This is a genomic window from Candidatus Zixiibacteriota bacterium (assembly GCA_029860345.1).
In the GTDB taxonomy this organism is placed as follows: domain Bacteria; phylum Zixibacteria; class MSB-5A5; order GN15; family FEB-12; genus JAJRTA01.
Map to the genome: position 1 here is coordinate 90,700 of JAOUBJ010000015.1, position 26,855 is coordinate 117,554.

Sequence of the window (26,855 nt, forward strand, 5' to 3'; positions counted from 1 at the left end):
TGAGGTCCGCTAATGCCGGTGTCCAAAGCAACCAAATCCGCCGTTAAGAAAGAGCTTCTGAAAGGTGAGCCGCTCATGGACCTGGCTGCGACCAAGGAAGAGCTTCTGCGATGGCTGGAACAGTGGCCGGCGCCGGGCGACAAAGAGGCCGGTTGGGAGGAAATGGTCCGGGAGTTTCCGGCTGAACCTGAGGATGCCAAGTCGGAGAAAGGGACCTGTATTCGTCTGACAGTGCGTTTGAACACCGGAACCAATCGCTACATGATCACGCTACTTGAGTCGCTCGATCCCCAGAGTCGGGGCGTCTATTTCGCCACTGTTCATGTCAACTGGAAAGAGGTTGAGTATCGCAGACAGGAAGCAGTCGAGCAATCGTATGCCGGACAATTCGACGGCTCACTGAAGGCCAAGCATAATCTGTGGACACAGACTTTCCGTGCCAAGGATTTAGCCAAAGCGCTCAACAGTTGCGCCATTGCCATCCTGGGTCATGAACTGATCTCGCAACCGAAGCCCGCAGAACCGGGCGAGCGCATTCCCCACGATCTCGTAGCCCCGCCGGACTTTCCCAAGACTGTTGACGAATAAACAGGCCTGCCTACCAAGCAACAAACTTCCGACCCAAGTGCAGGGCAGGCGAAGTTGGGGTCTGGGACTACATCGCTGCGCCGAAGGTCAGCATAATCATCCGAGCGTCGTCACCGAGGGAGCGGCCTATTCCCTCCAGCCACCTTAGTTCGAGATTGAACGTCCTTTTTCCGGAGCCGCTATGCATTCCGAAGCCGCCGCCCAGATAAGCATCCGACCTCCACCTTTCACCCAGATACATGCCCAGACCGCCGGTACCCACGAAGAAGTATGTTCGCACGGGCGAGCGGTGCCGACCGAGGTTCCATTTCAGGTCCAAGCCAACAGCGTAAGCGTGCAAATCCGTGGGCAGGCTCAAGCCCTCGTTATTCGCACCTTTGTAGAACATGGCTGAAGCCCGGGCCACCACTTCGTTCAATTGGGAGTAGACTCGCCCCAGACCGATGCTGAGATGATAACCGGGGTCCCTGCCGTCAAGCTGGTGTTCTCCAAAGCAAAACCCCACTCCGGCGTAGGCTTTCCCATAGGGCACTTCTCTGGCATCCACACTCACGAATCCTGATGTAAGTACGATCAGTGTAACAAAGCTGCGAAAAAGCATACTGTATAATCCCAGCCGTCACCGGCTATCAAAACCAACTGGCAATAGGGGAGCCAGGCCCAGCCTGTTTGGAAGATTTCTGTTGAGTGTCAAGTCTTGTGTTGTCATCGTTGAATTCCAGCGGTGCTTCGTTCACTGTTGTGCATTGTCGTCATTCGTCACCTCGTGGCAATCTGAAAGCCAAGCGACAGATTGGTCACGCGCATTTGATTGGCATCAGGCCAATTGTCCTTGATAGTCACCACATTGATCGAGCTTACCTGTGCAAAAACGCAGAACTTCCCCGATAGACGCCGCTCTATTCCGACACCGAGGTGATAGTAAAAAGACTCGCGGCCCCGGAGGTCCCACAGAGTTGCTGAGTTGCCGTGCTCATCAAGCTCCGACGTATCATCCAGCGGCTGCCACACGACAGCCACGCCAATGTCACCGAAGATGTATGGCCTGAATAGTCTGCCGGAACGCCCCGGAGTCCATTTCAAGCCGGTGCCGGCCGTTGCCAGTCCGATGGTGTGCCCACGATAGTCGGACCCTCGGCCGGGGAATCCGGTGTAGGATACTTGGATGAGAAACCTAAGTCCTTTGGCCAAACGGTGGTCGAAACCGATCACGCCGCCCAGGCCGGTCGAGTAATTGTCGTCAAAAGGGTCTGGTGTACCCGGTAATGCGAATTGCACCGTCGCCCAGAAGCCACCATAGTTGACCGGCATGCTATCGGTGGGCGCAGACACTTCTCCGCAGGCCGCCGTGACCGGTAAAGTCAACAAAGCAACCAGACAGGTACCAATCAAGTGTTTGTGCACGTATTCCTCCCCGGTCCGAATCCTATCCGCACCTACATCAGACGGACACCACCGGTCACCGCCCAGAACCGAAGCGGCTTGTCAAAGACAGTGTTGGCTCCATCGATCTGAATCGTGGTGTAGCGCGCCTCGGCATAAAGGCTCACTTTGGGAAACAACGAGTATATCACGCCGCCGCCGAACCGGTAGTAAAACTTCGTCTGATCTTCCAGCCCCAGCACGTCCTCCCAGAACCGGGCTGTGCCGACCTTGGTCAAAGGCGGCCAGTCAAAATCCGTTTGAGTTACTTTGGCCATACCGATGCCTGCCACCCCGTATGGTTTGATCGGAATCATCGGTAAACTTGGTTTCACTTTTGCATTCACCCCGAACATCGCCGCCTTGATATCCCCGCCGCCGACCCGGCCAAGGGTGGCGTCTCCGCTCTTTGTGAAATCGGATGTGAAGGTGTGGTAGTCGAAACTACCGACCAATTCGACCATCGGCGCCACGCTGTAGCCAACACCGGTTGTCATGTGCCAACCTATCTTGTACCAGCCATCGAAAGTTGGCGGTTTGTGCTGTATACTCAGGCCGCCACCGGCGTAAACTTTGATAGGGCTGGGTAATTGTGCCGAGACGGTCGTTGCCAGGATCAAGATTGTAGTCAGTGTCGTGATAGCTTTCATTGCTGTGATGCTGCGCATTGTCAAAACCTTCCCTTGTTTTTGTGGACCAATGTATATGCAATCGCGGCGGGTGGGTCAAGCTAAACTGTGGGCGGCAATTGTGCTGCTTAGAGTTTCGCAGGGTCCTGATCTCAACGCAGTCTGGATTGTGACCCTGCGATTCTCGGCACTGTTTTGTGTGAGAGCAGCCTCCTGAACCATCGGTCACAGGCTCGTTTTCGGCGAAGGCAGGAACCGGAGGAACTTGCCATTGCGACGCAGCCTGCCTGTTTGGGGCGGACCGATCACGAGCAGATGTAAGGTGGACTCCGTCCTCGCCTGCGAGCCACACTCGGATGTGATCCGGCATTGGGGACGGCAGCGCGCGAAGCGCGACATGGCCTGAGTGTGTCACCCTGAGCGCAGTCGAAGGGTGCTCTACAACCTGATCCCAAACGATACAGTGATCAACCGGGTGCTGGTCTCCTCGGTTATGTCTTCCATGAAGGTGTAGTAACGGGCCTCAAGAAAAGTCCGTGTAAACTCCAGACCAGCGCCGAGGATCCTGTAGGTTTCCGTGTGCGATGGGAACTCATGTGTTTGTTCAAGCCCGAAAGCGTTGACTGTGACGTCCTCAATGTCAAACTGAGCCCTACCGAAGCCACCCAGCAGGTAGGGGTTGGACGTAAACACGCCGAGGTTGAGTTTGAGCTCAGCGCCGTACATTATCATCGACAGATCGCCGCCGGTAACATCGATCGTGCTCTGATCGGGCAGGATGCTGTTTAGTGACTCGGCTGAATACTTATGGTAGCTGCCCCTGGCTACCAATTCCATGCGCGGGAAAATCGAAAATCCCAGACCACCACCGCCGTGGTATCCATACTTGTAAAGGTCCTTGAAGTCCTGTTGCGGCATGGAAGCTCCACCCTGCAAGTACACGCTGAAAGGTTTGGAAGGAGTCTGTCCCATGGCTGAAGTAGCAATCGCAGCAACCAATGCTATTATCAGGACTGTCTTGGTCATAATATCCTCCGTTTCTGAGAGTCTTACAAAATCCTTTTCCAAGACTAGCCGCATCGCACGGCTCGATCAACCAAAAACTGTAGGTGGTTCCAGCGGGCGGCATGGACAGTTTTATGTCTAAAAATAGATATTGTGAAAGAGTTCACTTGCTTTTCGGCGGCCCATTTATTTTATATAGGCCGAGGAAAGTGACGTATAACAGCATTGGAGGTATATAGAATGGCAGCAAGGAACGAAGCCTATATAGTGTCAGCCTGTCGCAGTGCCATAGGCACGCTACATGGTGGACTGGGATCATTCACCGCGCCGCAGCTTGGCGCCTTAGCCGTGAAAGAAGCGATCCAGCGCGCCGGTGTCGACGGCAACGACGTCGACGAAGTAATCATGGGCCAGGTGGTGCAGGGTGGCAGCGGCCAGGCGCCGGCTCGCCAGGCTGCGATCAATGCCGGACTGCCGCCCAGTTCAGCCGCGTTGACCATCAACAAAGTGTGCGGTTCCGGGCTCAAGGCCGTCATGCTGGCCACGCAGGCGATCCGAGCCGGCGATGCCGATGTTTTCATCGCCGGTGGTATGGAATCAATGTCCAACACACCCTACGTGCTGCAACAGGCCAAGACCGGTCTGCGCTGGGGACACAAGAAGCTCGACGACATTATGGTCTCGGACGGACTCTGGGATAGTTTCAACGATTTTCACATGGGCTGTGCGGCCGAGATCGTCGCCCGGCAGGAGTCTATCTCGCGCGATGAACAAGACGCCTTTGCGCTCGGTTCACACCAGAAAGCAGTTGCCGCCCAGACCGACGGGAAGTTCAAAGATGAGATATTCGATGTAGAAGTGCCCCAGCGCAAGAAGGACCCCATCATTTTCAATAGCGACGAATGCCCGCGCGCCGATATATCCATTGAGAAGCTGGCCAAGCTTCGTCCCGCCTTTGAGAAGGACGGCACGGTCACGGCCGGCAATGCGCCCGGTCTGAACGACGGCTCTTCCGCTTCGGTGGTTGTCTCCGAGGGATACCTCAAAAACAAGAACCTGACCCCTCTGGCGCGAGTGGTGGATTATGCAGTCGCCGGTACCGAGCCGAAGCTCTTGTTCTATGCTCCCATCTACGCCGTACAGAACCTCATGAAGAAGATGAACGTCGACATTAACCACTGGGACCTGATAGAAGCCAACGAGGCTTTTTCTGTGCAGGCGCTGGCCGACGGCAAAGCGCTCGGTTGGGATTGGGATCGCGTCAATGTCCACGGTGGCGCGGTGGCCCTGGGGCATCCCATTGGCGCCTCGGGTACAAGAGTGCTGACTACGTTGATCTATGCTCTTAAAGATCGTGGATTGAAAACTGGGATGGCAACGCTTTGTCTCGGTGGCGGCAACGCCGTGGCCCTGGCTATTGAAATGTGCTAAGATACTAATTGTGGGAGATAAGATAGTGAATGTCGATGATATCACAAGAGTGACGGTGGTCGGCACCGGCACCATGGGCAACGGTATCGCCCAGGTGTTCGCGGCCAAAGGCTATGAAGTCGACATGGTCGACATCAAACAGGAGTTTCTTGATCGCGCGCTGGGCGGGATTACCAAGAGTTTCGACCGACTGCTCAAAAAGGAGAAGATTACCGAACAAGACAAAGCAGCCGCACTGGGTCGTCTGCATTTGTCGACGGATTTGTCGGTGGCCGGGGATTCGCAATTGGTGATCGAAGCGGTTACCGAGAATCTCGAGGTCAAGCTGGGCATTTTCAAGAAACTTGAAGATGTCTGTCCGCCGGAGACGCTGTTCGCCTCGAACACTTCATCGCTGCCGATCACGCAGTTGGCCGCCGCGACCAAAAGACCAAGCCGGTTTGTCGGCATGCACTTTATGAATCCGGTGCCGATGATGGAATTGATCGAACTTATCCGAGGCATCGCCACTTCGGATGAGACCTTTGATCTGATTAAAGAACTCTCGACCAAACTTGGCAAGACGCCGGTCGAAGTGAACGATTTCCCCGGCTTCATTGCCAATCGCATTTTGATGCCGATGATCAACGAGGCGATCTTCGCCCACATGGAGGGCGTGGGTACGGTGGAGGCGATCGACGAAGTTATGAAACTGGGCATGGCCCATCCGATGGGTCCCCTGACCCTGGCCGACTTTATCGGGCTGGACATTTGTCTGGCCATCCTCGAAGTGATGCACGAAGGGCTCGGGGACCCCAAGTATCGACCCTGTCCGCTGTTGAAAAAGATGGTCCAGGCCGGTTATCTCGGTCGCAAGAGCGGACGCGGTTTCTATAATTACAGCAGTTGAGGAGACTGTAGATGGATTTTAGACTTTCAGAAGACGATTTGGAATTGAAACAGATGGCGCGTGAGTTCGCCGAGAAGCGGCTATACCCACACGCTGAAGAATACGACGAAAAGGAAACCACGCCGCGAGAATTGATCGACGAAGCAGGTGAACTGGGCTATCTCGGTTTCACCGCCTCTGAAGAATACGACGGCATGGGTTTGAGCGCGGTTGCTTTTGGTGGTGTCCTGGAAGAAATCTGCGCCGGTTGCGCCGGCTTTGGCATCCTCGTGTCGGTGCACAATTCACTTTGTTGCGAGATCGTGGATAAGTTCGGCTCCGTTGACCTCAAAAAGAAGTACCTCACGCGCATGGTCACCGGCGAATGGGTAGGCGCCTACTGTCTCACCGAGCCTGATGCCGGTACCGATGTGACATCGATCAAGACGACGGCCGAAGACAAAGGCGATCATTATCTGGTCAACGGCACCAAGGCTTTTGTCACCTCCGGCGGTCTGGCCGGAGCATTGATAGTGTTCGCCCGGACCGACTCTGCAGGGGGGCACAAGGGGATTAGTTGCTTTGTTGTCGAACCCGGCAGTGATGGTGTCACGCTGGGTAAGCCGGAGAAGAAGTGCGGCATGAAAGCATCCGATACGCGGGAGATCAACTTTGCCGATGTCAAGGTTGCCAAAGAGAACATGCTGGGCGAACCGGGCGACGGTTTCAAAATGGCCGTTACGATTCTAAACTCCGGACGGCTGGGTGTTTCTTTTCAGGCTATCGGAATCGCACAGTCGGCTTTGGATGAAGCGATCAAGTACTCCAAGGAGCGCAAGCAGTTCGGTCAACCGATTGCCGCCTTCCAGGCCATCCAGTTCAAAATCGCCGACATGGCCACCCGCCTGGATGCCGCCCGGTTGCTGGCCTATCGCGCCGCCGAAATGAAGGACAGGGGAGAGCCCTGCCATCGCGAGTGCTCCATGGCCAAGCTGTTCTGTTCGCAGATGGCCAACTATGTCGTCAACGAAGCGTTGCAGATTCACGGCGGCTATGGTTACATGAAAGAATACCCGGTCGAACGATACTTCCGCGACGCACGACTCACAGAAATCTATGAAGGCACCACTGAAGCACAGCGGATGGTCATCTCACGCGACATACTTAAGGACTAAACAGTGCTTGAGAAAAAACACCACGAGTATAGAGAAAAAGTCCAGGCTTTCATAAACGAGCAGATAGCTCCCCGAGCCGCCGATATCGATCTCGAACAACGCTTCCCAACCGAATGCCTGGCGCCGATGGCCGATTTCGGTCTCATGAGCATGTTGATCTCCGAAGATTACGGCGGGCAGCCCATAGACACCGTCAGCTACTCGATAGCCGTCGAGGAAGCATCCCGCGTCTGTGGTTCGACCGGTATCACACTGGCCGCGCACAACTCGCTCGGCTGTTTCCCGGTGGTAGCCTTCGGCAACGAGGGCCAGAAGAAAAGATACCTGCCGCGCGCGGCCAAAGGGGAAATGCTCGCCTTCGGTTTGACCGAACCGGAAGCCGGCTCCGATGCAGGCGGCACCAAGACCTACGCCGAGCGCAAAAACGACCATTGGATCGTCAATGGATCGAAGTGTTTTATTACAAATGCCAGCTACGCTATCGCGACCGTTGCCACAGCCAAGACATCCACCGACCCGAAAGATCCCACTATCACCGGTTTCATTCTCGACAAAGAGATGGACGGTTACTCAGTCGGTAAAAAAGAAAACAAGATGGGCCTGCGCGGCTCCGACACCGCCACCCTCCACTTCGACGATGTCAAGTTAACCGATGACTACCTCCTCGGCAAAATGGGGGATGGATTCAAGCAAATGTTGATCACGCTCGATGGTGGTCGCATTTCTATCGGCGCCATGGCGCTCGGATTGGCCCAGGGTGCGTTGGACTGTGCGCTAAAGTATGCCGCTGTCACCAAAGAGGACGGCAAACCGATCGGCTTCCGGCAGGGGATAGGTTTCGAACTGGCCACGATGGCTACCGAAATCGAAGCAGCCCGCTTGTTGATCTATGAAGCCTCCATGATGAAAGATGCCAAACTGCCGTTTTCGCGCAACTCAGCCATGGCCAAACTATATGCCTCCGAAGTTGCCACGCGCTCAGCCGCCAAGGCAGTCGACATACTGGCCGAGGTCGGCTACTACACCGGTCCCTACCCGGCCGAACGAATCTGGCGCGATGTCAAACTGTGCGAAATCGGCGAGGGGACTTCAGAGATCCAACGCCTGGTCATTTCCCGCGACTTGCTAAAGAGCGTGAAAGAGGCGTAGGCTGCCCGCCGCGTCATCCTTAGACTCCGCTCAGGGTGAGTTTGCAAAGGTGCGAAGGGCAAGAAACCCATTTATGGGTGTCATTCCGGGCCTTGACCCGGAATCCAGTTCCGAACTCAAAGACTGGATTCTGGCCTTCGCCAGAATGACACCGGTGGGCAAGTTGGCCCCTCCACAAATGGGTCCGTTTTCCCTATTATTGATTCCCCGATGTTAGCGTCGGTAGCGGTCTTGTTGGAGGGTAACAAAACCGGAAGAACCCACCTGCCGCAGAGCCTCTGGGTGGGCTACCGAAGTTCATCCTTCGACTGCGCTCAGGACGACACGGTCAAGCCGTGGACGACACGGTCAATCCGTGGACGACACGGTCAAGCCGTGTTTCTTCCCCTTGCGGGGCAGGGGTGTCCACCAACGAAGACAGTGTCGGGCGGGGTCGCTCGACACCACCCAAGACACAGAATGGATGCCGGATCGAGTCCGGCATGGCGGGCAAGTGAGATTGCCGCGTCGTCGCGCGTGGCGCGGGACTCCTCGCAATGACGGCGGGGCGCGCGTAGCGAGGGTATGTGATTCATCACCCCCAAACAGGGTTTGAGGGTGCACCCAAGTGAAGCAGGTCAGGGGCCCTGCGCTCCTGACCTACAAGACTGACAACGCGCGAAGCGCGAAAGAGTGATTTATCACAAGAAAGTGATTTATCACAAAAAGGACAGCGCCATGAGGCGCTGCCCTTTGTCGCAAGGCGCTACAACGACAGTCTACTTCAGCAGTATCATCTTCTTGGTATCGCTGAACTGAGTAGTCGTCAGACGATAGAAGTAAACACCACTGGCCGCCGTACCACCTCGGTCGCTCTTGCCGCCCCAGGTGACCTCATGCTTACCCGCTTCAAGACGGGCGTTGACGATTGTCGCCACCCGTTGACCCAGCATGTTGAAGACATCCAGCCGAACCTCGGACGACTTCGGCAAACTGAAGGCAATCGTCGTCGACGGGTTGAACGGGTTGGGGTAGTTGTCACCCAGATCGTATTCATCCGGTAACGCCTCTTCTTCAACCGCGCTCAAATAGACGGCTCGACCTGCAGCATCCACGGCCATGGCAGAGGTTACGTCATAGCGACCGTCAAGCATTAGCAGGACTTGCTCACCGGAAGCTATCAACTCACCGCCGTCGAGATCGAGGATACCTATGCGCACCTCACGTTCGTCGAAACCGGCCACCATATCGACATGATCGTCGATCAGTTTTTCAACCTGCAGGGCGCCATCGCCGAGCAGATCAAACTGCAGACCACGGATTGCAACCTCGGAATCGAGACGAATCGTGGTCTTTTCACCATCGTAGGTGAACTTAAGGGCGCTCTCTTCACTAATCGCCGCCGCCTTCACCAGTGGCGCTTGCTGCCCGCAGTCGAGCGGCGCTTCACCACCGGTGAACATGAAACTGACCAGCATGACCAGGTCGGAAATGTCGGGTTCGGAACCATCGCCGTTGATGTCGGCCTCTTCCATACATTCCGGGGCCACGCCCGAGGTGAACATGTAGGCGACCAGTTCAACCAGATCGGAGATGTCAGGGTCGGAACCGTCATGGTTGAAATCGCCACGCACCCGGCAGCAACCTGGATCGGGGTCAGCCGGTCCGCCGCCACCCATGAAACCACCGCCGCATCCGTATTCACCATCGCCGCCCGGCTCGGCCACGAACTGTCCGACCACGCAGGTGATGTTGTGCGCGCCGTCGGCCGCGAACGAGCCGCCGGTTCCTATTGCAACGCGTGCGATTACTACCGTGCTGTCGGCTGCCGCAAGTGCGGGCAGTAGTGTCAGCGACAAGAGCGCTAAGGCACCTAACTTGTGTTTTATTGAGTGTGTCATTGTGATCTCTCCTTTCATCCTACTTCTTGATGCAGACGGTGCCTTCGAGTGCGTGGATTCTGATAGCTTTATCCAGAGTCATACTGCTGCCCAGTTCATAGGTACCGGCTGTAACCAGCAGACGCCCGCCTTCGGTGGGAGCGGCGTTGTATCCAGCTTCGAAGTTATCGTAAGGTTGCGGAAGTGTGCCGATATTTGTCGGACCAGCGTAGCTGCCGTCGATATATTCCCAACCGGTGGGACTGCAATAGGCATAGGTTCTCGTGATGTCTGATCCGCTGGGTGAGGGAAGATCATAGAGACCGATCCAACCGTTACTTGAGCCGGACCAGCCGGCATTGATATAGAAGTAGGGCGCTACATCGGACCGGTAACCGTCGACAACAAGCATGTGATTGGAACTGGTGATCAATGTCGGCAACATTCCCTTCATGCATTTTTCCAGATAGACGTCGTGATCCGCCGTGACCTCGATAGTACCTCGATAGCCGAAGTGATCTTCGAGATCGTCCACGGTGGGAAAGGCGCCCGAACCGCCCACTTCGTAGTTCATGTCGACGGCCACCCCGGCCTGATACATGAGTCGGGCAACATCGGTGTTGGCAGCCGTCAGATTCGAGGTAGGCATGTTTTCCCACGGATATTCCTGAGTGTAATAGGCGACGCTATGACTGAACTGGATGGAGCCATTGTTGTCGGTGTAACTGTGAGAACCGGTACCCTCAAGCGGCCATTCACAGAAGCGCATCTTGATAGCCATAGCGGTAGCAACACATCCGGTCGGAACAGCGGCGCCGCCGTTTTGGGGTACCACCAGATCGTCATAGAAGCCACCCTGCCCCCATAGCACCGACGGCCACTTGTAGTATTCGGTATCATCGGCGCCGGCCGCTTTGTCCAGCCTGGCGCCACCTTTCATGCTTGAACGCAAGAGTGACCAATTCTCGTGGACCGTTTGCGATTTGTTTGCAATCTGTCGCTTGACTGCTGGTGCTACGAAGAACCGCATCATGTTGTTTTCGTTGTCGTCCTCATCCCATTTGAATTCGGATTCGACATCGAACGCGACCACCGGCTGGATAGCATCTTCACCGGCAACTATCACGTAGCCGGATGGTTCATAGCTGACGACGTAGGCCATCAGCTTGCCGTCGGCGGGATACACATCAAGCAAAGCATCTTCATCGACCAGGTAGCGGACCCGGCGGCCGGAAATGGCGGCCAGGCGTTCTTCACATTCGGACTTCGAGAGCTTGGTGTAATTGGCGTCGATCTCGGCTGAGTACCAGGCATCGGCCAGGGCGACGGCTTCGCTTTCGTCCACCGGGGCGGACTGGGCGGCGGAACTGCCGATCAGAAGGGCGAGCGTGGTACCTGCAACGAGACGGCCAAGTTTCTTATGTATGTTTGCGAGTGTCATTTTATGTTCCTCACTTTCCTTACTGCAAGTTTACCAATACGAGGACCAGACCTTCACCATCGTCGAGCGTGGTCATGGCCTTGCCAATAACAGTGCCGTGTGAACGAGTCGCGTCGGTCGCTTTCATCGCGTGTCCGGCGATATCGGATGTTGTGAGCAAGTCACCCGGCTTGATAGCGCCGTTGATTGCCGTTGCCTGACAGTAGACACGACCGGTCAGTGCGACCAATTGACCACCATCCAAGACACCTTGCTGGGACAGGGTCAGGCCGGGGTTGACACCACCGGCGCCGGAGATAATACCGGCCACGCGTTGATCGTATGCCTTAGTGCTGGCGCGAGTGTGACCGGGGTTGTTCTCATCGATTACAACGACCGCACCGGGGAGGAGATTGCCGCCGGTCATTTCAAACGGTTCGGCCAGATCGGAACCGCCGGTGATTTCGAGAATCTTAGTGGTGGTGGTGCCGGTTGCACCGTCGAGCTCGATTGTGGTCGTTTTGTCGGCTCTTTTAACTGAGAGCTTGGAGTCAACACCGCCGCCAAGAACAACGCCGCCCTCGGCGCGGATCTTAAACTGGTTGTCAGCTTTGGACCAAACGGTATCGGAGCGGTAGTCGGCCCAGACAAAAGACCCATCGTGGGTAGCACGAGCGTTGTAACCACCTGCCCAGGACATATAACCAGTGGCTTGATTATTGGTACCGCCCGGAACCGAAGCCCACTTGCCGGCTTTGTTATTGGTGCCACCGCTAACTGTACCAAAGTCACCGCTTACTCGGTTCGGTCTGTCTTTACCAAACGTCTCATCCTTGTAACCACCGCCACCAATAGTAGCGCCGTTGACGTCATCGCTGACCCAGTTGGTCGGATGGCCACCAATGATGCTTGGGGACTCATTATTGTAATAGCCGTTACTTGAACCTCTCGAGTATTTGATTTTGAAGGCTTGTTGACCATTGACCTTAACACGGAAGTCGGCCGAATCATTTGTGCCTAGCCAGTTAGAGTTTTCCAGCCCGTCGTTGCCCCAGACATTCCAGAATTTCTCATCGGGGTCAACCCAGGTGGCGGCTCCCGAGGAGTTGGACTGGAACAGGTAACCGGCCGAAGCGCCATCTTCCATTTTGAATGAACCGACCGTGATGCGGTTTTCAACAGTGAGAGTGCCCTCGATATCAACCGCGCTCAGGATAGTACCACCCTCGGCGGAGTCGACAGACTGGACACGAGCCGTCTGGTAGGCGTAGGGGACGCTGACCAGTCTGGTACGCGGTGAAACCGGCGAGTGGCCATTGATGGCGATTTCCAGGTAGCTCTGGGCTTCGGAAAAAACGGGCGCGTCGAGAGTGACGGTGGAGCCGAGAATTACCTGGATCATGCCGAAGGAGTCTGTCGTGACAGCTGTGTGTGATTCCGGACCCCATTTTGATGTGCCGCTGGTCGAGCCATCGAAGATTTCGAAAGTGAGATCAACTGTTTGATTGGCCAACGGCGCGCCGCTCGGATATGTCAGGATCGCCTGAAAGTTAATCTTCTGCGGAATTGAGGCTTGAGTGAACGGGGCGGCAAACGTAACGATGAGAATCGCCATCAGGCCGAATAGGGCCGAGGCGGCTGTGAATGAGTTCTTTGTGTTCGACATTTTTCTGTTCTCCTGTGAACGGTTATTCTCTTTATGACTGTTGGGGCGCTGACAGCGGCTGCGCTGAGCCGATGCAGCTGATTCGTTGTCGTTGTGTTCGATATACATCTGGTAGCTCCTACTGATTGTCAGGGTTGCGAGAATCGGCTGGTGCCTCTTGTCTTGTTGGTGAGTTTTTCATCTGTTTCTCCTTTCATCTTCTGCTAGTTCCTGTGTCGTTCAAAAGGGAACGCACTGGAAACGGGTGGAACTGATAACGTGATTTTGACTTTTTTTGAGAGGACTCAGTTGATCGGGTGGTCGCGTGAAACATTAAATAGGCGGCGTAAGTAATGCGCAAGCAATTAGATACAAAAACGGGATCGGTTGGCGCCGATCCCGTAACGAAGTATTAGAAGTAATGTAATATCAAGTCTTGTTGTCTTTGTTTGTCATAGAGAGACGCACGGGAATGGGCGAAAAGTGATAACACAATCGAACTCACACTGAGATTCGTGAGAGGACCGCGGCGCGGCAGCGGTCGATCTCCGTTGAACCTGTGCGAAACAGCCGGTGCCCCCTTGGCGTGTTATTGCCGGGTTGAATTCGATGTACTGTCAAACAGCCCCGTCGATCAGCCCCAGGACAATTGGACTGAGCCAACCTCGCTAATGTTCTATGCCCGGATCATCTTTTGCGCAGAAATTTCGAGTGCAGCAGCAATATAAACTGAGCCGCATCCTCCGGCGGCAAGTCCTCCAACACGGCCAGAGCAGTGGCGATAATGAACTTCTCATACCAGATTCTGCGCAGCATCGCCAGGATGCCCAGGAGCGCGGCGAATTCGGTCCCGAAAATCAGCCAGAGTATCAACGGCTCATAGGGGGTGGTCATGACCAGGTACAATCCGGCTCCGAAGAGCACAACCAGCAGTACCATCAAGAGGTAAAAGAGGATATTGATATGTTTCCTCTCTGCATTCAACACTCCTCGCAGAGCCTTGCTGTCTGCCTCGCCGGCCTGGCGTACCTCGACGCCAAACTCCATAGTGCGGTCCAAGCCAAGTTTGTCAAGGTACTCCCTGACGGGCGTCCTCAGTCTCTTCATCTTCTCCTCCACGCTTTCAACAATTCTCTTCGTACCTCTTCCATGACCAAAAGGTATGGCCGGCTCTTAGCCTTAAGTTGACCGAACACCGCGCGATAGACGTAAAGCCAAAAAACCGGATGGGCTTTCTTTTCGGAATCATGTACAATACAGGTGGGACGGCTGAGCCGAATCTCGGCAGCCAGCGGCAATGAATTGCAGGCACAGACATCCATCAGACTGGAATACTCGGGTGGGATCAGTTCAATCACCTGTTCGATATCATACATTCCGTCGTGAAACTCCAGTTGGTTTCCTTCGCAATGGGTGAAGAGCACGATTACGCCGGTTTGGAACTGTTCACACAACTCCCGGAATAATGGTAACGTCACCTCCGTGGCCACTTTTACCCCCAGTTGTCGCATGTCCTTGGCAACGGATTGGAAGATGCCGGCAAATCGGGAGTCGTATGTTTCCCACACCGGTCGGTATAAGACAGATCGGTACAGCTTGGCGTAGCTCTTGTCCGGCCGTTCGCGTGCTTGGTCGAAATTCGCCTGGGTGATCGGCACACCGCAGATAAGAACGCACTCGTGGGGTTTGACATTGGGCAGGGAAGACTGTACGGCCATCATGCGGCTCTTCCCACAACCGGTTGACAGATATCTATGAAATGTCTGCCTCTCAATTCTATTTCGATCAGGTTCCTGAGTTCCTCGTCGGTCATGTCGTGCTCGATCTGCATTTCGTGCAGGAACTGCCGAATCTGGTTAAACAGGCTGGTTGGTTGAGCCGTGGGCGATGAAAAACGTTCCTTGATACGATTGAAAGTATCCTGAACGATCTCCTCGAGCCTGCCAAAAACCTTGACGCGGTATTTTTCGATCCTGCCCCGACTGGATACCTTCATGCCAAACTGTGAGATGAACCCTGTACCATCGGAGGAGGGTTGAATGTTAGCCTCGGTAGCGTCGATCTGTACGCCCGGCTTGAACAGCGGTTCGATTTGGGAGAGATTCAAGTCGGCAGGGAGTGCCCAGTCTTTCACATTTAGGTCGCTGTGGCGAAGCTCCGTGCGAACGGCAGACAGCGCCGCCTCATACTGTTGCGGTGTGGGGAAATTCATCGGCAGAAAATAGATCGGTTTGGATCGTTCAGCCCGTGTCATATCCCTAACCTGCTCGGCGAATTCCCGGATTTCGATGGGTGACGATGACGACTTGGTAATTACCTTGGTCCGAACCGGATCGTACTCAAGAACGACCAGACGACAATTTTGGTTGTCAGTTTTGAACTTGTCCACTGCCCGCAAGAAATCCCACCGCTGCTGCCACGGTACCGTGTACGACCAGGAAGGTGTCGACGGCGATGGCCTTGCGCGCTCGATTGCTTGTGGATACCGATCAATGTCGGCAGACATTGCTGGATCAAAACTCTCCGGAGTCACATCGATATCCACACCAACACCACCGCAGCTGGGCAGCCACAAGTAGGTAGTCGCCACGCCGCGGTCTGTTGTCTGGCTGTGAGTGAAAGTCCGAACGGCACTCCGGCCGGGAAGGCTGCGGTCGACAGGTAGTTTTGGAATACGGAATCCCTCAAGCAGGTAGCCCAGGTCAACCGGCAGGTCATCTTGTTCGGATCGGAATCTCATCGCCTTGGCAATGGCTACAAACCTGAACAAGCCTTCCAACTCTTGGTAAATGGGCCGCCGGGCAGCTACTTCATCATACAGTATGGAAAACTGGTCGGCGAAGCTCTCGGCCAGAGGATCCATGGCCCCGCCACCTGAATGCATCGCTTCGGTCAAAAGTTTGACGGGCGACTGGCTGATAAGAACCACATTCCCCTGCGCCTCAAAGCGGATCGATCCTGGATAAAACCAGAATCGGTTATAGCTGGCCAGTCCGGGCATGGCGCCACCGGTGATCACGGCCCGGCGCAACTGCGCCAGCGCCGCATCAACGGTGGAGGTGAACCCCGGTAAATCCAGGCTGTCGCTTCCATCTACAAGAGTCTTCATGTCGTAGTCCGCAGTCACCATCACCGAGGCAAAGCGGCAGTCAAATGGTATACCCAGGACTCGCACCGCTTGTGGATTCCCGCACTCGCGACGCCAGTCCTCTAGCACGCCGTCCATTGCATCGATACCCGGCTTGGAGTTCATCCGCTGACTGATCTGGTTCAGCCGATTCATGACTGCGACATCGGGGTCGATTGAACAACCGGGATACGAGTATATGTAGGTGTTACCTTCCAGTGGGGCGTATTTCAGCCAGGCGTTGCGCAAGGCGACAACGAAGTCCTCAAGATGAAGCGGCGGCAGATCGGGCAGACATCGCCCGATTAGAATCAGGTCGCGGTTTTCTCTGTCGAGTACATAGCCGGTAAGCTCGGTCATTCCCCCCATTAGCAACAGATCGTCTGAGCAGTGGTTTGATGGCGCGCATTTTTCCAGGCTGTCTTGCAATGCCTTCAGTGAAACCGCAATCGAGGCGCCGGGTGGACAGGCGGCCTTTGTCGCGCCGGAAAGCGTGACGATCGCAACCATCAAAGCACAGACTAAAATTGTGCCAACTCGGAGAGAGTAATGAATAGTATTAATCTGACATGACAACATAGTCCAACCTCCTCTTTAGTCCGGCCTGCTCGTCGCAAGACCACATGCCTACCGTACCCCGTACTTGAATCTGCGAACCCGAAGAACTCAGCCCGGCTGAGCTTCAATGCCAACCCAGAATACAGACCACCGACCACAATGTCCAGAATTACTTTTGACATCACGTCCACACGGCCGGTCCGCTGGTTTTTCGTGGTAGCACTTTGCCGTCCAGGCATCTTTTGTCGCATGCTGTTACCGACAGATCGAATCTGATAATCTTGCCGGACGAATAAGCTCAACGGTGGCATGTTGGGGCATGTTGGCCGATTTGCAGCGTTGCTTTTTGATCTGGCGCGGTGTAAATTGTAAAAACCAACACTGATGGACCGACAAAGTGGCCGTTTATGGCGGACAGGCAGAAACATAATGACCCTCGACTCCGGCAACATAACCCAAATGCTCAGCGAATTGACTGGCGGCAACCGGGCTGTCGTCGATGCCATAATGCCGGTGGTGTACAATCAGATGCACCAGATGGCCGAGCGCCAGTTGCGTCGCGAACGGGCCGATCACACCCTTAACGCCACGGCCCTGATTCACGAGGCTTATGTCAAGCTGGTCGGGCAGGAAAAAGTGAACTGGCAGAACCGAGCGCACTTTATGTCGGTGGCCGCGATGGCCATGCGCCGTATCCTGATCAACTACGCCAAGAGCCGGATGGCTGAAAAACGGGGGGGAGGCAACGCCCTGGCGACATTCAATGAGGAATTTCACACCCGACAAGCCAAAGCTGAAGAACTGATCGATCTGGACGAAGCGTTGTCAAACCTGGCCGTGTTCAGCCAGCGGCAGGCCAGAGTGGTGGAGCTTTCGTTTTTTGGCGGCTTGACACACGAAGAAATCGCCGAGGTGCTGAAAGTCTCGGTCCCCACCGTACACCGAGACTGGCGTCTGGCCAAAGCCTGGCTGTCGGCCCAGTTGAACGAGGACGAGGAGCCGAGGTGATGGCTTGCCATCAAAGTCTGTCCAGTTGCACCGGCAGCCGTCATTGCGAAGCCACGGTTTCAGCATGGCTGGGGCAATCTCACACAGCAAGTCGCGCCACGAATCGAGATTGCCACGGTATCCCGCGAGACGCTGGATACCTCGCAATGACGGTTCTGTGGGTTGATTCACAAGACTGTCGGGCGGGGTCGCCCGACACCACCTGGACGGTATCACCCTTCGACTCCGCTCAGGGTGAGGTGGGGGGTGCTCAAGGTGAGGTGGGGGGTGCTCAGGGTGAGGTGGGGACGCTCAGAGTGAGGTTTCGAACTAGAGAGCGACTTATCGCCTCGAAGCGCAAAAACAGGAGTGCCTGTCACCCCCGAAGCAACTTTGAGGGTGCCACCTTACACTTAACAACAGCATGAGTCAGCAGCGATTCAACAAGATACAAGAATTATTTGAAGCTGCCCTTGAACTGGGCCGAGCTGATCGTGAAGCCTGGCTACAAAAAGAGTGCGGTACCGACAGTGAGCTCTTTAATGAAGTCAACCGAATGCTCAGGGCCGATCAGCAGTCGCATTCGCTGTTGGATGGTTTGGCTCTGGATGTCGTGTCGTCGGAAAGCGCGTGGCCGGGCCAGGAGGGAGTCGTTGGGCATTACAGCATCACGGAAGAACTTGGCTCAGGCGGCATGGGGCAGGTCTACCTGGCCGAAGACACCAGACTGAAACGCCTCGTGGCCCTCAAGTTCCTGCCCGCTCATGTAGCCTCTGACCAGATGATTCGTGCCCGCTTTCTGCGTGAAGCTCAGGCGGCGGCGATGCTGATCCATCCAAACATCGTGACCATCCATGAGATTTCAGAGATTGATGGCCGTCCGTATATAGTCATGGAACATCTCGCCGGTAGATCGCTTGACGAGATGCTGGAACATGACTTGTTGGATGGTGACGTTGTGTCGAATACTGTCATTCAGATTTGCCGCGGTCTTCAGAAAGCACATGATCAGGGCGTGGTACATCGGGACATCAAGCCGGGCAATGTAATTGTCGGCGAAGACGGCTTGGCCAAACTTTTGGACTTCGGTATTGCCCGCATAATCGGCGAATCACAATTGACTCGCACCGGTACCGCCCCCGGCACGGCCAACTATATGTCGCCGGAGCAGGCCCGTGGCGAGGAGTGCGACCATCGCAGCGACATCTTCTCAATCGGCGCTCTGATGTACCAGATGCTTAGCGGTCGCGCGCCGTTTGCCCGAGCCAACGTGGCGGCGACCATTAATGCAATAGTCTACGACGAACCGGAGGTGGTTACCAAGCTGAACTCGGATGTTCCCGGATACCTGTGGGACATCACCCGCCGCGCGCTGCAAAAGCGGGCTGATGATCGCTATCAGAGTGTATCTGATCTGGCGGCCGACCTCGAAGCACAACGTCCGGCGATGCCGACACCCGCAGCCACTCTGCCGGTGCAGGCATCGGTGGCCGTTTTCCCCTTTCGGTTTGCAGGTGACGACGCCGAGATTGATTATCTGGCCGATGGCATCTGTGAGGACATTATCGCCCGGCTGTCAAAACTGGAACGACTTAAAGTTGCCTCGCGCACGGCTGTCTTTCGCTTCAAGGGGAAGGAGTACGATCCGTTTGAGATTGCGCGCGAGTTGGGTGTCAACCACGTTCTTGGTGGTAGCATCAGACGGCACGAAGAGACAATCCGAATCAATATCGAGATGACTTCGGTCGACGACCAGGCAGTCCTGTGGTCGGAGAGCTATGATCGGACTATCGCAGACGTTCTCCAGTTGCAGGCCGACGTCGCCGAACAAGTGGCGGCCGCTCTCAATGTCACCCTTAGCGGAAATGAAACCCAACTCATTGAACGTAAGCCGACGGTTGATCCCAAAGCCTACGATTGCTTCCTGCGCGGTCGCTACTATATGAAGAAGAGAGATCAGACGTCGGTTGAGAAGGCTATCCGGTTGCTCAACGAAGCGGCCCGGCTCGATTCCAGTTTTGCCGAAGCCCATGCCCAGTTGGCCGCGGCTCACAGCCTGCACCAAACTTACGGTTACGGGCGGCCCGAAGGCGTTACCGGCGAAGCGGTCCAACTGGCTACGCGCGCAGTCGAGCTGGAACCGGGGTCGTCCGATGCCCACATGGCCCTCTTCCTGGTGATTCGCAGCGAGGACCTCGGGCGCGGTATTACGGAGCTTCGCACGGCGGTCGCCCTGAATCCCGGCAATAACGAAGCCCATCATTATCTGGCCCACGCCTACGTCCTTTCGGGGCGGTATCGACTGGCGGCCGAACACGAAGAGACGGCTCTGCAATTGGATCCCTTTCAGGAGATATCGCGAGCCCATCTCTGCCGAATCTACTTCTACCAGGATGAGCAGGAACGCTCAGACGAAGTGATGCGAAAACTCCTGGCCAATGATCGTCGTGGTTTTCTTGGCTCGATGACCGAAGGATCGCTCGCCTGGTATCGTCGCCGCTGGGCGCAGGCGGCCGCTTCCCTGGAAAAAGCGCGTGCAGTTGAGGCCAACAACGTGCACCTTCTGTACTATCTGGCCGACTGCTACCTCAGACTGGGTGAAGCCGATAAGGCAGAGTCGATTCTGAGCGAAGGATTAAAGAGACTTCCTGATCGGTACCCGCTTCATCAGAAACTCGGTCAAGTGCTTCGGTCGTCGTCGGGTTCTTTCGGAGCCGATAAACAATTCCAACTTGCCCGCCAGGGTCTGGATGAAAACTGTTCTGTTGCGGCTCGTGAAAGATCAGCCGTCTACCATTACGATACGGCCATGCTGCTGGCCACGAACAACATGCCTGACCAGGCTATTGAGCACCTAAGGCGCGGCGTGGACTGTGGGTTGGGACACTATGCCGATTTCGAGTCACGCCCCGATTGGGACAACCTGCGTGATCAACCCGATTTTCAACATGTAGTAGACGACTTGCGCCGGGCTGCTCAAGATCACACCGGCGGCTGATTGTTCCAAAACAGAGAGTTCTACGGTCCTTATTGTGTTGACCTTTTCAACCGATGAGGTTATAATGACAACAGTCTACAAAGCCACAACTCGTCGGCCATACTGCCGGATCGACAACCAGTGTTTTCACCACGGCGAGTCGTGAGCACAGTGTTATGGAATTCGAACGAAAAGAAACGTCGATACACAAAAGGGTACACAGCCATGCGTAAGAGAATGCTATTGCTTGCTTTCATGGGTCTGCTGTCGATTGCGGCCATTAGCTCCGAACTTTTCAGTCTGGACTTCACAGACCTGATGAACTATCAGGGACAACTGCTGGATTCCAGCGGTGATCCGGTGGCAGCCGGAACCTATGGTATTACGTTCTTGATTTATGACCAACCGGCCGGAGGAATTCCGATCTGGGAAGAGACCCGTCCGGTAGATGTTGACAGTCAGGGATTGTTCTCACTCTATCTGGGTCTCAACAACAATCTCAGTCCGGACGTGTTTCACGGAGACTTGTTGATTTCCCCTTTGACGCCGCGGTGGTTGGAACTTGTGGTAGGAGGAACAGACACCATCGCTCCCCGGACTCATCTTGGTGCGGTTCCATTTGCAGAAGTAGCTGCGCGGGTGGCCGGTGACATTTTCACATTTTCAGATTCGTCCAGCGGTGTATCGGCTTGCTTTGTCTCCACCGACACCTCGGGTGACACGTTGGCGCGATGGGAGACAGTCCTGGAAAGGACCGGCGCCGCCAAAGCTTTTGGTTCGCCCACCGGGACCGAACGAATGTTGGTCATCGATCAACTGACCGGTGACACTCTGTCGGCTGTTACTACTGTAGCCGACTATTTGAAATCAGCTACTTTCTGGACCTATGACGGACTAGATCGCTTGCTGGCCCGAGCCGATGCCGGTGCGGCCGGATTCTATACGATCGATCCAACGGGAACAACGACGGGGTCTATTGAAGATGTGGCTGCTTCATCGGATCAACAGGCTTACTTCAAAGGCCGCGTAGGCATAGGAACGACATCCGCCCAGTCGGCCCTGCATGTTGTCGAGGACGATTCTACGGCGGCTATCACCGGTCGTAATGCCGGTAACGGTGCCGGCGTGAAGGCAGTGAATACAGGTACGGGTCCCGCTATTCTAGGTACTGCCGCTACCGGCGATCTGCTGCAACTGTCCAGCACCAACCCCCTGAACCTGCGACTCCGTGTTGACAATGACGGCAACCTCTGTCTCGACGGAACGGTCACGCAGCAGGGTGGTTGCGATGTGGCCGAGAACATGACAGTGATCGGCAACATGGCCGACTACGAGCCGGGTGATGTGCTGGTTCTGTCTGAGAAGACGCTCGGACATCTGGAGCTTACGGAGCAACCGTACTGTCAGCGGGTAGTGGGTGTGTATTCTACCGTGCCGGGCTTCCACCTGGGATCGAACGCCTTTGGTCATGCGGCCAACCAGGTGCCGATAGCGCTTAGTGGAATTGTGCCGGTAAAAGTTTGTTCGGAGAATGGCGCTATCAAAGTCGGTGATCTGCTGGTGACTTCTTCTGAGTCTGGTCGTGCCATGAAAGCGACCGATCAAGTGCGCGCTTTCGGTTCTGTCATTGGTAAAGCGATGGAGCCAATGAATGAAGAAACCGGCGCGGTAAAAGTTCTGGTGACCTTGCAGTAGCCTGTGCCGTCATGCGAATTCACGAGACGGATCTTCGTAGGTCGGGTGGCCCACAGCTTGCTGTGGGAAGTCTACAAAAACGGATGGACCCACCCGCCGCAAAGCCTCTGGGTGGGGTACCGAAGAGTGACTCGATTCTGTCACCCCGGCGAAGGCCGGGGTCCATCTTCTTTTCGGGCCGTCATGCGATCCTCGCGTGGCGGTTCTTGTAGCGTGACGGCTCTTGTAGGTCGAAACCCCTGACCCGAAGGGTTTGCGAAGCAAGGTTTCGACAACCGTAGGTCAGGAGCCCTTGTGCTCCTGACAACGCGCGAAGCTCGAGGAAGTGATTTATCACCGCGAAGCGCGAAAAACAGGATTGCGCCTGTAACCCCCAAACCGGGTTTGAGGGTGCCACCCAGCCAAAGAACCCACCCGCCGCGGAGCCTCTGGGTGGGGTACCGAAGAGCGATGGTGCAGTGAGCATTGGGCGCACTACCGGCTCCACTCGTGTTTTAGTTGTGGTGGTCGAGTCTTCAGACTCGCCCACGGATACTCGCGCGATCTGAAGATCACGCGAGCACAAAACCTGATCCAGAGCGCCTCGCACCTCATCCTGAGCGGAGTCGAAGGATGAACATAGCGCGTGGCGGCGGGTGGCCGTCTCAAACTTTGTTTGGGACGGTGAAAACCAAGGCCACCCCCAAACCGGGTTTGGGGGTGCCACCCAATCCTCGCAAAGAATGGAATAGCGCTCACACCGCGAGAAGCAAGTTTATTGTGTCGGGCGGGGTCGCCCGACACCACCTGCACACAAAAAAGCAGGCCGCCTCTCGGGTGAGAGGCGGCCCAACTTGCCGCGGGATCGCGAAATCGCCACGGGTGCTACTTGAGCAGGATCATCTTGCGTGTCTCAATGGCTGTTTCCGTCTGTAGCCGGTAGAAATAGACGCCGCTGGAGACTCTGCTGCCGTCAAACTGGAAGCCGTGCTCGCCTGCTTCCAGATGTTGATCGACCAACGTGGTGACGACCTGCCCCGCGATGTTGTAAACAGTCAGATTCACACGGGAGGGGGCGCCGAGGGTGAAACTGATCTGGGTCAACGGATTGAACGGGTTGGGGAAGTTCTGCACACCGGTCGGCGCCTTGGTAGGGGCAGTGATGGTCAACTCGACCACAACCACCGCCGGATCCACCACGCCTGCGACATCGAAGATAACCGTATCCCCGTACGCTCCGGCCGTCAATCCGGATGGATCGATCATGATAGAGACAGGGCTGGGGGTCTGTCCGGCCGAATCAGGCAATGTTACGAAATGGAGGCCCGAAGCGTTCATACTCCAACCCGAATACCAGGCCGGTGCATTGCTCGAATTCAGATTAACCGTGGCTTCAATTGGCGTCGTTGAACCTTCATCGGCAGCCACGTACACATGATTCGGTATTGTCCAAGCCATTTCACTCGGCGGCGGTCCGCTGCTGGTATCGACAGTCATCCTGATCAGCAGCCTGACAGTGTTGTCCGCGTCCGGAGATGAGAAGAAGGCCGTTCCCGCGTATGTTCCGGCGGTGAATCCGGCCGGGTATACGGTTACGCTGACTTCCTCGTCGGTGGTGCCTGACGTATTGTTCAGATTCATCCATATTGTCGAGACAGTATCCAGCCAGCCGATGTAGTTCATCGGCGAAGCAGTGGAACTCAGGAAGCTGGTAACGGTCACCGGGTCCGTGCCGGGGGCAATGGTGAAGTCGATTGTATCCGGAGTCAGGATTAGTGACTCGCCGGTCGGTGCTTCCACGACCCGGTGGAAGGCGAACACGCGAAGCGGACTGTTGTAGGCGCCTTCGACCTCGATACTCAGTGTGTCGTAATAGACACCCGGCGCCGTCTGGGCCGTGCTGGTGACGGTGAAGTGTACCGTGTCAGGGGTGAAACCGGTCGGGTTTGTGATGCTGATGAAATCGGCCGGGTCCACATGACTGACTGTGAAAGCGGACGGGACTATACGGGAAGTAATCTCGAAAGCGCCATAGTGTACTGTGTCGGACCCTATGTACGACTCAAATCCGTGCCAGATCGGCGATACCCAGGCCGAATCGGGGTCCTCGCTTCCGGGCGGTACCACCAGAAGCGTCACGGGAACATTGATGGGACTGTTGGCACAGCCTTCCACCCAAACCTGCATGACATCCTGGTAGTTGCCCATGATGAGCGTACCGGGGTTTACTTCGAAACTGAAGTAGCCGTTGGTTTGGCCTGAGTTCTCGACCAGAGTGATAAAGTCCGGCGGTTCGGCAAAGGTCACGGTGAAATTGGCCGGAGCGTTGGAGGACATGACATCCACCCAACCGGTGCGTACATCGAGTGAACCTTCGCCCATGACGAACACAGTCGCCGAATCGGTGTAGACCCAGGCGGAATCACCGTCTACAGTCGAGTCGTACATATTCAGCCATACCGAAATGTAGACCGGGTCGGGCACACCGGCAACACTGCACCTGACGCTGTCCAGATAGTTGCCGGAAAGAGTCAGCCCACCGGGGTTGACAGTTACCATGACACTATCATCCGTAAGTCCCGAATTGTATGGCAGTGACGTGAACCCGCCGCCACCCGGCAGCACCTCGGCTACGAACCCAGCCGGTGCGTTGGAGGAATACAGAATGGATGGCACAGATTGTGTTTCGTCGGTCCCCACTTGAGCCTGAAAGTACAGAGTGGGATGACTGAGCCAGGCGGTAGCGCTTGTGTCGGCCTCGTGCATCGTAGCGCAGACGGTGAGCGATACCGGTTCCGGGACGCCGTCCACGGTAAACAGCACTTCGTCGTAGTGCGTGCCCAGTACCGGAAGGTATGGGTCCACCGACACCCAAACGGTGTCATTGGTTGTGCCCGTCGGCGCCATCAGCATGGTGAATACGTCGCCGTCGTCCACAACCTCTGCCGTGTAACCGGCGGGAGCGTTGGTGGAGGTCAAGAACGAGCTTAGCATCGGATTGGTTACATAGACGCGGCCTTCATACAGGTCGACGTAGGCAGTGTCCGGCATGAGATCGGCCATGGCCAGATTGTTAATCGAACTCAACGAAGCGGGCGGATCGGCCAGTCCACCGCCGAGCAAGCCTGAAACATCCGGATTGATGTCGTCGATGTCGGTTCCGGTGGCGGTAATGGCGTACTCAAGAAGCGGGTTGCTGGCCGAGGGTGAGATTTCCCTGAGCATGGCCACCTGCCCGGCCACGAAGGGCGCCGCGAAACTGCTGCCACTCCACCAGGCAAACAAGCCGTCCTTATAGGTGGAGTAGATCATCGTTCCGGGTGCGCAGATGTCAACATTGGCGCCGTAGCTTGAGAAGTCGGCCAGGAGCATGGTCGAGTCAATGGCGGCCACCGAAATGACATTGGCAAAGGCAGCAGGGTATAGATTGCCTGCGTTGCTTTCATTACCGGCCGCGGCGACCACGGCGACGCCTTGGGACTCAGCATAGTTGATAGCATCGCGCACGGCCAGGTGCTCGGCCATCAGCACCAGACTAATATTGATGACATTGCAGCCGTCATCGACCGCTTGTTCAATAGCGCGGGCCAAAGTGAAACCATCACCGTAACCGCGATTATCGATGACGCGATAAGGCGCGATCATGGCATCAGGTGCGGCCAGATGAACGACGCCGGCGACAAACGTGCCGTGTCCCGAGGATTGACCACCGCCTTCGTCGAAAGGAAAGGCGTCCTCGGCAACAAAGTCCCAACCAGGCAGGACAACCGATGACAACTCGTCGTAAGAAGCATCAACGCCGCCGTCGAGGACCGCTACCGTGATGCCGTCCCCGGTGGCTGTCTGGTGACTGTTGTCCAGATTCAGCATGGCGCCGGCCGACTGATCTGGATAGTCTCCGATATACTGTTCATCGGAGAAGGGATAGCTTCCCTGGACCGGGTGCAACCTATTCATCACATAATTTGGGTGAGCATAGGTGACCGAACTCATGGTATCGAAGTCACTTTCGAGATCGAAGAACTCGACACCGGGTGGGGTTTCCAACAAGTAGACACCGCTGTGGGTGAGTTGTTGTCTCACTGCTGTTACGAAGCCGGCGTCGAACAATTCTTCCGGATCGGCCCAGGGTGCGAACTTGACCACGATTTGGTTGGGGACGTATGACAACTCAGGCGGCGTTACATCGTGGCCTGAGTTATTGGGGTCGGACTGGCCGGGACCAATACCGCCCCCAGCCAGAGCGAATCCGGCGGTGAAAACAAAAACCGAAACGGCCAGCGCAAGAATCGGCCAAAGTCTTAATGGTTTTTTCGATGATACTGTCAACATGACTTAACC

The 26,855-nt window shown here is 55.8% G+C and carries 19 protein-coding genes; 8 read left to right on the forward strand and 11 right to left on the reverse strand.

All coding sequences use genetic code 11. The features are described 5' to 3' along the window. The first annotated feature begins 12 nt into the window (after positions 1-12). Positions 13-588, forward strand: a complete 576-nt coding sequence (locus OEV49_14400) for a hypothetical protein (GenBank protein ID MDH3892265.1) — start codon at positions 13-15, stop codon at positions 586-588. Positions 589-655: 67 nt separating this feature from the next. On the opposite strand, the gene OEV49_14405 is transcribed toward OEV49_14400, so the two are convergent. From OEV49_14405 to OEV49_14420, 4 genes are all read right to left on the reverse strand, one after another. Further along, on the reverse strand, positions 656-1,189 hold the full coding sequence (locus OEV49_14405; GenBank protein MDH3892266.1) for a hypothetical protein: 534 nt from the start codon (positions 1,187-1,189) through the stop codon (positions 656-658). Between the two features lie 158 nt (positions 1,190-1,347). After that, complete coding sequence (locus OEV49_14410) at positions 1,348-1,992, reverse strand: hypothetical protein (GenBank protein ID MDH3892267.1); 645 nt, start codon at positions 1,990-1,992, stop codon at positions 1,348-1,350. Between the two features lie 32 nt (positions 1,993-2,024). Continuing rightward, positions 2,025-2,678, reverse strand: coding sequence for an outer membrane beta-barrel protein (locus OEV49_14415; protein MDH3892268.1), 654 nt, complete (start codon positions 2,676-2,678; stop codon positions 2,025-2,027). A 399-nt stretch (positions 2,679-3,077) separates the two neighbouring features. Then, on the reverse strand, positions 3,078-3,665 hold the full coding sequence (locus tag OEV49_14420) for an outer membrane beta-barrel protein (protein ID MDH3892269.1): 588 nt from the start codon (positions 3,663-3,665) through the stop codon (positions 3,078-3,080). A 219-nt stretch (positions 3,666-3,884) separates the two neighbouring features. Here OEV49_14420 and OEV49_14425 point away from each other — a divergent pair, with 219 nt between their 5' ends. Genes OEV49_14425 through OEV49_14440 form a run of 4 tightly spaced genes read left to right on the forward strand, consistent with a single transcriptional unit; the run spans position 3,885 to position 8,267 of the window. Beyond that, the gene (locus OEV49_14425; protein MDH3892270.1) at positions 3,885-5,075 is read left to right on the forward strand and encodes an acetyl-CoA C-acetyltransferase; all 1,191 of its coding nucleotides are present in this window, start codon (positions 3,885-3,887) and stop codon (positions 5,073-5,075) included. 10 nt (positions 5,076-5,085) lie between these two features. Continuing rightward, positions 5,086-5,964 (forward strand): 3-hydroxybutyryl-CoA dehydrogenase, encoded by an 879-nt coding sequence (locus tag OEV49_14430; GenBank protein MDH3892271.1) that lies wholly within the window; start codon positions 5,086-5,088, stop codon positions 5,962-5,964. A gap of 11 nt (positions 5,965-5,975) precedes the next feature. Next, a complete protein-coding gene (locus OEV49_14435; GenBank protein ID MDH3892272.1) occupies positions 5,976-7,118 on the forward strand; it encodes an acyl-CoA dehydrogenase family protein in 1,143 nt (380 codons plus the stop codon). 3 nt (positions 7,119-7,121) lie between these two features. Next, complete coding sequence (locus tag OEV49_14440) at positions 7,122-8,267, forward strand: acyl-CoA dehydrogenase family protein (protein ID MDH3892273.1); 1,146 nt, start codon at positions 7,122-7,124, stop codon at positions 8,265-8,267. A gap of 758 nt (positions 8,268-9,025) precedes the next feature. Here the strand turns inward: OEV49_14440 and OEV49_14445 are convergent. The 6 genes from OEV49_14445 to OEV49_14470 all read right to left on the reverse strand — a co-directional run bounded on the left by OEV49_14445 (position 9,026) and on the right by OEV49_14470 (position 16,897). Beyond that, the gene (locus OEV49_14445; protein ID MDH3892274.1) at positions 9,026-10,147 is read right to left on the reverse strand and encodes a T9SS type A sorting domain-containing protein; all 1,122 of its coding nucleotides are present in this window, start codon (positions 10,145-10,147) and stop codon (positions 9,026-9,028) included. Between the two features lie 19 nt (positions 10,148-10,166). Continuing rightward, positions 10,167-11,567 (reverse strand): C10 family peptidase, encoded by a 1,401-nt coding sequence (locus tag OEV49_14450; GenBank protein ID MDH3892275.1) that lies wholly within the window; start codon positions 11,565-11,567, stop codon positions 10,167-10,169. Between the two features lie 19 nt (positions 11,568-11,586). Further along, positions 11,587-13,212 (reverse strand): hypothetical protein, encoded by a 1,626-nt coding sequence (locus OEV49_14455; protein ID MDH3892276.1) that lies wholly within the window; start codon positions 13,210-13,212, stop codon positions 11,587-11,589. Between the two features lie 666 nt (positions 13,213-13,878). Continuing rightward, entirely contained in the window at positions 13,879-14,298 is a 420-nt protein-coding gene (locus OEV49_14460) for a hypothetical protein (protein ID MDH3892277.1), read from the reverse strand. Next, positions 14,295-14,912: a hypothetical protein gene (locus OEV49_14465; protein ID MDH3892278.1), complete on the reverse strand. Its 618-nt coding sequence runs from the start codon at positions 14,910-14,912 to the stop codon at positions 14,295-14,297. The genes OEV49_14460 and OEV49_14465 overlap by 4 nt, the downstream gene beginning before the upstream one ends. Further along, the gene (locus tag OEV49_14470; GenBank protein ID MDH3892279.1) at positions 14,909-16,897 is read right to left on the reverse strand and encodes a DUF1598 domain-containing protein; all 1,989 of its coding nucleotides are present in this window, start codon (positions 16,895-16,897) and stop codon (positions 14,909-14,911) included. The genes OEV49_14465 and OEV49_14470 overlap by 4 nt, the downstream gene beginning before the upstream one ends. Before the next feature lie 408 nt (positions 16,898-17,305). Here OEV49_14470 and OEV49_14475 point away from each other — a divergent pair, with 408 nt between their 5' ends. The 3 genes from OEV49_14475 to OEV49_14485 all read left to right on the forward strand — a co-directional run bounded on the left by OEV49_14475 (position 17,306) and on the right by OEV49_14485 (position 22,535). Next, positions 17,306-17,884, forward strand: coding sequence for a sigma-70 family RNA polymerase sigma factor (locus OEV49_14475; GenBank protein ID MDH3892280.1), 579 nt, complete (start codon positions 17,306-17,308; stop codon positions 17,882-17,884). A gap of 403 nt (positions 17,885-18,287) precedes the next feature. Further along, positions 18,288-20,861, forward strand: coding sequence for a protein kinase (locus tag OEV49_14480; GenBank protein ID MDH3892281.1), 2,574 nt, complete (start codon positions 18,288-18,290; stop codon positions 20,859-20,861). A 204-nt stretch (positions 20,862-21,065) separates the two neighbouring features. Then, positions 21,066-22,535 carry a hypothetical protein gene (locus OEV49_14485; protein ID MDH3892282.1) on the forward strand — a complete coding sequence of 490 codons (1,470 nt, stop codon included), beginning with the start codon at positions 21,066-21,068 and terminating at the stop codon, positions 22,533-22,535. Positions 22,536-23,399: 864 nt separating this feature from the next. Here OEV49_14485 and OEV49_14490 read toward each other — a convergent pair. After that, on the reverse strand, positions 23,400-26,846 hold the full coding sequence (locus OEV49_14490; protein ID MDH3892283.1) for a S8 family peptidase: 3,447 nt from the start codon (positions 26,844-26,846) through the stop codon (positions 23,400-23,402). Between the last annotated feature and the right edge of the window lie 9 nt (positions 26,847-26,855).

Bases quoted from the DNA above. Each gene is read 5' to 3' on its own strand.
- OEV49_14400 (MDH3892265.1), top strand. From the start codon at position 13: ATGCCGGTGTCCAAAGCAACCAAATCCGCCGTTAAGAAAGAGCTTCTG.
- OEV49_14405 (MDH3892266.1), bottom strand. From the start codon at position 1,189: ATGCTTTTTCGCAGCTTTGTTACACTGATCGTACTTACATCAGGATTC.
- OEV49_14415 (MDH3892268.1), bottom strand. From the start codon at position 2,678: ATGCGCAGCATCACAGCAATGAAAGCTATCACGACACTGACTACAATC.
- OEV49_14420 (MDH3892269.1), bottom strand. From the start codon at position 3,665: ATGACCAAGACAGTCCTGATAATAGCATTGGTTGCTGCGATTGCTACT.
- OEV49_14425 (MDH3892270.1), top strand. From the start codon at position 3,885: ATGGCAGCAAGGAACGAAGCCTATATAGTGTCAGCCTGTCGCAGTGCC.
- OEV49_14435 (MDH3892272.1), top strand. From the start codon at position 5,976: ATGGATTTTAGACTTTCAGAAGACGATTTGGAATTGAAACAGATGGCG.
- OEV49_14445 (MDH3892274.1), bottom strand. From the start codon at position 10,147: ATGACACACTCAATAAAACACAAGTTAGGTGCCTTAGCGCTCTTGTCG.
- OEV49_14450 (MDH3892275.1), bottom strand. From the start codon at position 11,567: ATGACACTCGCAAACATACATAAGAAACTTGGCCGTCTCGTTGCAGGT.
- OEV49_14455 (MDH3892276.1), bottom strand. From the start codon at position 13,212: ATGTCGAACACAAAGAACTCATTCACAGCCGCCTCGGCCCTATTCGGC.
- OEV49_14460 (MDH3892277.1), bottom strand. From the start codon at position 14,298: ATGAAGAGACTGAGGACGCCCGTCAGGGAGTACCTTGACAAACTTGGC.
- OEV49_14465 (MDH3892278.1), bottom strand. From the start codon at position 14,912: ATGATGGCCGTACAGTCTTCCCTGCCCAATGTCAAACCCCACGAGTGC.
- OEV49_14470 (MDH3892279.1), bottom strand. From the start codon at position 16,897: ATGTTGTCATGTCAGATTAATACTATTCATTACTCTCTCCGAGTTGGC.
- OEV49_14475 (MDH3892280.1), top strand. From the start codon at position 17,306: ATGACCCTCGACTCCGGCAACATAACCCAAATGCTCAGCGAATTGACT.
- OEV49_14480 (MDH3892281.1), top strand. From the start codon at position 18,288: ATGAGTCAGCAGCGATTCAACAAGATACAAGAATTATTTGAAGCTGCC.
- OEV49_14485 (MDH3892282.1), top strand. From the start codon at position 21,066: ATGCGTAAGAGAATGCTATTGCTTGCTTTCATGGGTCTGCTGTCGATT.
- OEV49_14490 (MDH3892283.1), bottom strand. From the start codon at position 26,846: ATGTTGACAGTATCATCGAAAAAACCATTAAGACTTTGGCCGATTCTT.